Below are 5,832 nucleotides of genomic sequence, written 5' to 3' on the forward strand. Positions count from 1 at the left end.
CCGGTTACGGCCTCTGCCTGGCCCTCCTGCTGACACTGGGCCTCCTGGACGGCCTGGTGGAAAGTACTGCGGGCGTCAGCCTGACCCTGACTCCGCTGGTCGGCGGCGTGCTGATGGCCGAGTGGCAACTCGAGGTCTACCGCGGGCGGGCCGGTCTGGCCTTGCAGACCACCAACTCGGCAGCCGCGTTCACCCAGACCATCCGGGGCGCGATCCTGCGTTGTGTCGGCGGCTATCTCGGGGTGGTGGTGACACTCACGGTGGTGCTCGCGTGGTCCGGTGGTCACTTGGAGCCGGTGGCGATCGTGCGGTTCGCTGCAACTGTTCTGCTGGGCTGGACCTTCTTGGCCGCGCTGCTGCTGGTGGCGCACCGGCAGATCGTGCCGGTGCTGGTGGTCACCGGCCTCGGAGTGGTCCTCACCGCGTGCCGTTACCTGGTGATGGATCAGGCACTCGCCCTCGCGGCCTGCTACTTCGTGATCTGTGGTTCGCTGGCAATGACGCTGTCGGTGCTGTGCTGGCAGCGACTGACGAAGGTGGAGGCTCACCGATGACACGGCTGGCGGTGCCCTGGTACGTGCATCCCGCCGAGTCTCCCGAGCAATGGCAGCAGTTGGCGGCGCTCGGCGACCGTCTGGAGTTCGTCGTGGTCAACGTGGCCGACGGCCCGGGCGCTGCCAACGATCCGTACTACCCGGAGGCACTGGCGATGCTGCGGGCGCATGGTGTCCGGCTCATCGGCTACGTGGACGTCGACTACGGCCGCCGTGGAGTGCCGCGCGTCGCGGCCGACGTCCGGGCCTGGCTGGAGCTCTACGCCGTGGACGGGATCATGTACGACCAGGTTGCCTCCGGCATCGAAGGGCTCGGCCACAACCGGCTGCTGGCGGGTCTCGCTCGCCGTGCCGGTATGAGGACGGTTGTCGCCAATCCTGGCGTAGAGCCTTGCGCCGGTTTACTGGATCTCTTCGACGTCACCTGTGTCTTCGAGGACGACGCTGCCGCGCACGCCCGGGTGGAGTCACCCGGGCCTGGAATAGCGCCGGAGAAGCGGTGGCACCTGGTGCACGGCGTACCGGTTGGGGAACTGGACACGGTGGCGGCGCGGGCGGAGGAGTTGGGGGCGGGGCTGGTCTACGTGACGGATCGGCCGGCACCGCATCCGTGGGACCGCCTGCCCCTAGAGCAGGTGCAGGTCGAACGATGTTGATCCGGCTGATGGTGGGCGCTCTGGGCCTGCTGATGCTGGCAGGTTGTTCGGGATCGGAAGCTGAGGAAACCACGCCGTCAGAGCAGCCCTTCGTTGCGCTGCCGTCCGCAACTGGGAGCAACAGAGTGGCTGAGACGCGATGGGTGCCCAAGCAGGGCACGGCTTGGCAGTGGCAGTTGCAGGGCAAGCTCGACCTGAGCGTGGACGTGCCGGTGTACGACGTGGACTGGCAGACCACGTCTGAGGCGGAGATCGCCGAACTGCACAGCCTGGGGCGGCACGTGATCTGTTACGTGAGCGTCGGTTCGTACGAGAAGTACAGGCCGGACGCGAAGAAGTTCCCCGCGTCGGTGCTCGGCAAGGAGCTGGACGGCTGGCCGGACGAACGCTGGCTGGACATTCGTCAGTGGGACCAGCTCGAACCGATCCTGGCCGCGCGATTCGACCAGTGCCGGGCCAAGGGGTTCGACGCGGTCGAGCCGGACAACGTGGACGGCTACTCGAACGAAAGCGGCTTCCCGCTGACCGCGGACGACCAGCTGACCTTCAACCGCCGGATCGCCGACCTCGCGCATGCCCGCGGGATGTCGGTCGGACTCAAGAACGACGTCGAGCAGGCGGCCGCCCTGGAGCCGTCGTTCGACTTCGCCGTCAACGAGGAATGCATGAGGTACGACGAGTGCGAGATGCTCCAGCCGTTTCTGCAGGCAGGCAAGGCGGTACTGCACGTGGAGTACGACCTGGACCCGTCCGAGTTCTGCGCCAAGGCCAAGGCGATGGGTCTGAGTTCGATGCAGAAGCCACTCGAGCTGGGCGCGGACCGACGGCCGTGCTGAGCGTCGTCGTGTGCAACCCGCTCCGGGTGATCGGCGAGGCCGTCGCCTCGCACCTCGGCCGGCAGCTCGGCATGCGAAGCCTCGGCAGCGTCAGCAGCTTGGAGGACCTCCTGCAGCTCGCCAAGGAGGAGCAGCCGGATGTGGCGCTGGTGGAGCCGCACGATCTGGGTGTCAGCGCGGCGGCGATCGTTCGCGTGCTGCTCGACGTCGCGCCGCGGACGCGGGCGCTGATGGTGGCCAACGTGGACGACGCCGCTCCGGTTCTGCAGGCGCTGAGGGCCGGGGCCCATGGCTGGGTTGCCGCGACCGATCCGCTGACCGAGGTGGAAGAGGCGGTCCGGGCTGTGGCGGGCGGCGGGATGTGGGTGAGCTCCGCAGTACTGGGCAGTCCGGCTCGGTCGATCGGGGAGAGCTCCGAGGACGCGCGGCGGTTGGTGGACGGCCTGACCGAACGCGAGCGGACTGTCCTCGGCTGCCTGGTCGGCGGTCTCGATCGACGAGCCCTTGCCTTCCGCCTCGGGATCGCAGAGAGCACCAGCCGGACCCACGTGCAGCGCGTGCTGGGCAAGCTGGGTGCTCGGACCGCGGTCCAGGCCGCGGTGATCGGCAGACGAGCCGGGGTTCAGGCCGTAACCCCGAGGCGCTGACTGCGTTTTAAGGGTGAGGCAATCGGGCCGACCGATGAAGTCGACGACAGACGGTGCTCTGTTGGTAACCTTCTGTTCGGTTCGCTGACGCTCCGGCGTCGAAGCCTTTGGCTGGGGGCCAGGGCTTGCCGTGGCAAGAGCGTTGAGGCAATCAGTCAAAGCAGTGAGGCGTAACAACAAGTCAGTCCCAACTCGGGCGGGGACGGCGCGTGCCTGCGTGCCGTACTGGGTTTGCGACGACATGGGGGGAAGACGGTGAGCTCTGTTCTGCACGTCCATCGGCCGGATCGACTGGCCGGCATCGCTGTGGTGCCGGTGGTCCAACGACCGAACACCAGGCTGCCCAGTGACATCTGGCACGACCTGATCCACGAGATGGCCACGGTGCGCGCGTTGACTGCGGCTGCTCTCGGAGCGACCAACGAAACGACCCGGGTCGCCATGCTCACCTTGATCGAGTCCGAGACCGCCGAGGTCTCCGGCCTGATCCGGCAGCTCCGGCGCGACCATGAGGCCGCCGAGCCGGCCGAGGCGTCCTCGGTGCTGTCCGAGCTGGTCCGGACAGTCGCGCCGACGACCACGACCCGGCTGTTGCTGCGGCTCGACGACGTGACCACCCTGCGGGTCGGCATCGACCGGGTGTCACTGCGCCGCGTACTGCGCAATCTGCTGGAGAACGCGATCCGGGCGGCAGGTCCGGGTGGCACGGTCGAACTCTCGGCCGGGCAGTCGGACCGGTCACAGCCCCACGGTCTGACCTTCTCGATCGCGGACTCCGGGCCGGGCTTCGGCTTCGGGCCGGCCGGACTGGCGTCTCGTGGGCTGGCCATCGTCAGCACCCTGGTCGAGGCCGCTGGTGGCGACCTAACCGTGGGCAGCAGCCCCGAGTTCGGCGGCGCCCTCGTGTCTGTGAGCTTCCCCGTTGCCCACCTCAACTAGCGCGATGACCGTGCGGGTCGCTGTCTGCGACGATCACCGGGTCTTCGCGGAGGCGCTGGCAGCGGTACTGCGGACGCACGAGTACCAGGTCGAGGACGTTCTGCAGGATCCGCGGCATGCGCTGAAGCTGCTGACCGAGGAGCCGGTCGACCTGTGCGTGATGGACCTCGGCTTCCCGGACGCGGACGGGATCGACTTCACCCGCAAGATCCGGGAGGCGGTGCCGCACGTCCGGGTGCTCATACTGACTGCCCGGACCGGCCCTGAGGTACTACGGCAGGCCATGGAGGCCGGCGCGAGCGGTGTGGTCTCGAAGGATCGCAGCATCGACGAGGTCGTCCGGGCGATCGGCCGGGTCGCGGCGGGTGAGATGTACTGCGACGACAACCTGCTCCGGGACGCCCTCGGGCTGCAGGCCGACCCGGACCGGGCCCACGCGCAGTTCCTGGCCGGCTACCTGACCCGGCGCGAACGCCAGGTGCTGGACCTGCTGGTGCAGGGCAACAGCACCGACGCGATGGCGACGGACCTGCGGATCTCGCGGACCACCGTCCGGACCCACATCCAGTCGGTGCTGAACAAGTTCGGCGTGCACTCCCGGCTGGAGGCGGTCGCCTACGCGATCACCAACGGCATTGTCGAACCACCTGGATAACCCTCTACGGTGGAGGTAACTGCCCGCTCAGCGCCGGGCCGGGAGGAGCCGTGATGACGTCGTGGTCCGACCACGCGATCTGGTGGCACGTGTTCCCGTTGGGGTTCGTCGGTGCGGAGGCCACCGCGGTTCCGGACGGGCCCATCGAGCACCGGCTCGGCCGGTTGGAGAACTGGCTGGACTACGCGATCGAGCTCGGTTGTTCGGGCCTGCTGCTCGGCCCGGTCTTCGCGGCGGAGTCGCACGGCTACGACACGATCGACCACTTCCGGATCGACCCGCGCCTCGGCGACGACGCGGACTTCGACCAACTGGTCGCCGCGGCACGAGCCCGCGGTCTGCGGATCGCCCTGGATGGAGTGTTCAACCATGTCGCCCGGTCGTTCGAGGCGCCTGCTGAGTGGTTCCGCCGTGGTCCGGACGGTTCGCTGGAGACCTTCGAGGGTCATGAGCAACTGGTTCTGCTGAACCATTCCGAGCCGGCTGTTCGGCAGTACGTGGTCGATGTGATGTGCCACTGGCTCGGCCGGGGTGTCGATGCGTGGCGACTGGACGTGGCGTACGCGGTGCCGGCGGAGTTTTGGCGCGAGGTGTTGTCGGAGGTCCGGCAGCGATACCCCGACGCGTGGTTCTTCGGCGAACTGATCCACGGCGACTACGCCGGCTATGTGGCGGCGAGCAGCCTCGACTCCGTCACGCAGTACGAGCTCTGGAAGGCGATCTGGAGTTCACTGAACGACGGGAACTTCTTCGAGTTGGCGTATGCGCTCGAGCGGCATGAACTGTTGCTCGATACGTTCGTGCCACAGACGTTCGTCGGCAACCACGACGTGACCCGGATCGCCAGCAAACTCGAGGATTCAAGGCACCTAGGGCACGCGGTGGCGCTCCTGTTCGCGGTCGCCGGGGTGCCGAGCATCTATGCCGGTGACGAGCAGGCGTTCCGCGGGATCAAAGAAGACCGCATCGGCGGCGACGACGCCGTCCGTCCCGCCTTCCCCGAGAAGCCGGACGACCTGTCGCCCGACGGCTGGCCGACGTACCGCCTACACCAACGACTGATCGGCGTACGCCGCCGCAACGCCTGGCTGACCCGCGCACGAACCAAGGTCGACCACCTCACCAACCAGACCCTCGCCCTCCGCTCCACAGGCGAAGGCAATGAGCTCCTCCTCCTGCTGAACGTCTCCGACGACCCTTGCCGCTTCCCGGTAGACGCGTCTGCCCTAACCACCGCAGCGCACCCCGAAAACGTCACCTCACCGGAAGACCCGCTGTTGATCCCGGCCCACAGCTGGTCAATCCTCACCACCACCTAACCCGACGCTCGATCTAGGGGTCTGCCGTACGCTGGGTCGCCGGCGCATGTGGTTGCCCTAAGCAACATTGGCAGTGTGGTTGCGACCGGTGCATTGGCAGTGTGGTTGCGCGGTCTCCGCTGCGGGAGTGTGCTAGTCGACGTGGTGGGTGTCAAGGGCGCTTCGCGGCCCTGCGGGCTCGAACAAGTTCGACCCTTGACACCCACCGCCTCGACCAGGGAAGGAC

The 5,832-nt window shown here is 67.7% G+C and carries 7 protein-coding genes; all 7 read left to right on the top strand.

Features of this window, described 5'->3' with window-relative positions; translation table 11 throughout:
- Positions 1–554 (top strand): hypothetical protein (locus VFG33_RS07620; RefSeq protein WP_325023859.1); only part of this gene is annotated, 554 nt, incomplete at its 5' end.
- A complete protein-coding gene (locus VFG33_RS07625) occupies positions 551–1,210 on the top strand; it encodes a spherulation-specific family 4 protein (protein WP_325023861.1) in 660 nt (219 codons plus the stop codon). The genes VFG33_RS07620 and VFG33_RS07625, both read left to right, overlap by 4 nt.
- Positions 1,211–1,335: 125 nt before the next feature.
- The gene (locus VFG33_RS07630; RefSeq protein WP_325023863.1) at positions 1,336–2,046 is read left to right on the top strand and encodes an endo alpha-1,4 polygalactosaminidase; all 711 of its coding nucleotides are present in this window, start codon (positions 1,336–1,338) and stop codon (positions 2,044–2,046) included.
- Entirely contained in the window at positions 2,040–2,693 is a 654-nt protein-coding gene (locus tag VFG33_RS07635) for a LuxR C-terminal-related transcriptional regulator (RefSeq protein ID WP_325023865.1), read from the top strand. Before VFG33_RS07630 ends, VFG33_RS07635 begins: the two co-directional genes overlap by 7 nt.
- Positions 2,694–2,948: 255 nt before the next feature.
- The gene (locus VFG33_RS07640) at positions 2,949–3,632 is read left to right on the top strand and encodes a sensor histidine kinase (RefSeq protein ID WP_325023867.1); all 684 of its coding nucleotides are present in this window, start codon (positions 2,949–2,951) and stop codon (positions 3,630–3,632) included.
- A gap of 4 nt (positions 3,633–3,636) precedes the next feature.
- The gene (locus VFG33_RS07645) at positions 3,637–4,287 is read left to right on the top strand and encodes a response regulator transcription factor (RefSeq protein WP_325023869.1); all 651 of its coding nucleotides are present in this window, start codon (positions 3,637–3,639) and stop codon (positions 4,285–4,287) included.
- Positions 4,288–4,340: 53 nt separating this feature from the next.
- Positions 4,341–5,606: an alpha-amylase family protein gene (locus tag VFG33_RS07650; RefSeq protein WP_325023871.1), complete on the top strand. Its 1,266-nt coding sequence runs from the start codon at positions 4,341–4,343 to the stop codon at positions 5,604–5,606.
- The last annotated feature ends 226 nt before the right edge of the window (positions 5,607–5,832 follow it).

It is taken from the genome of Kribbella sp. (genome assembly GCF_035687465.1).
GTDB lineage: Bacteria > Actinomycetota > Actinomycetes > Propionibacteriales > Kribbellaceae > Kribbella.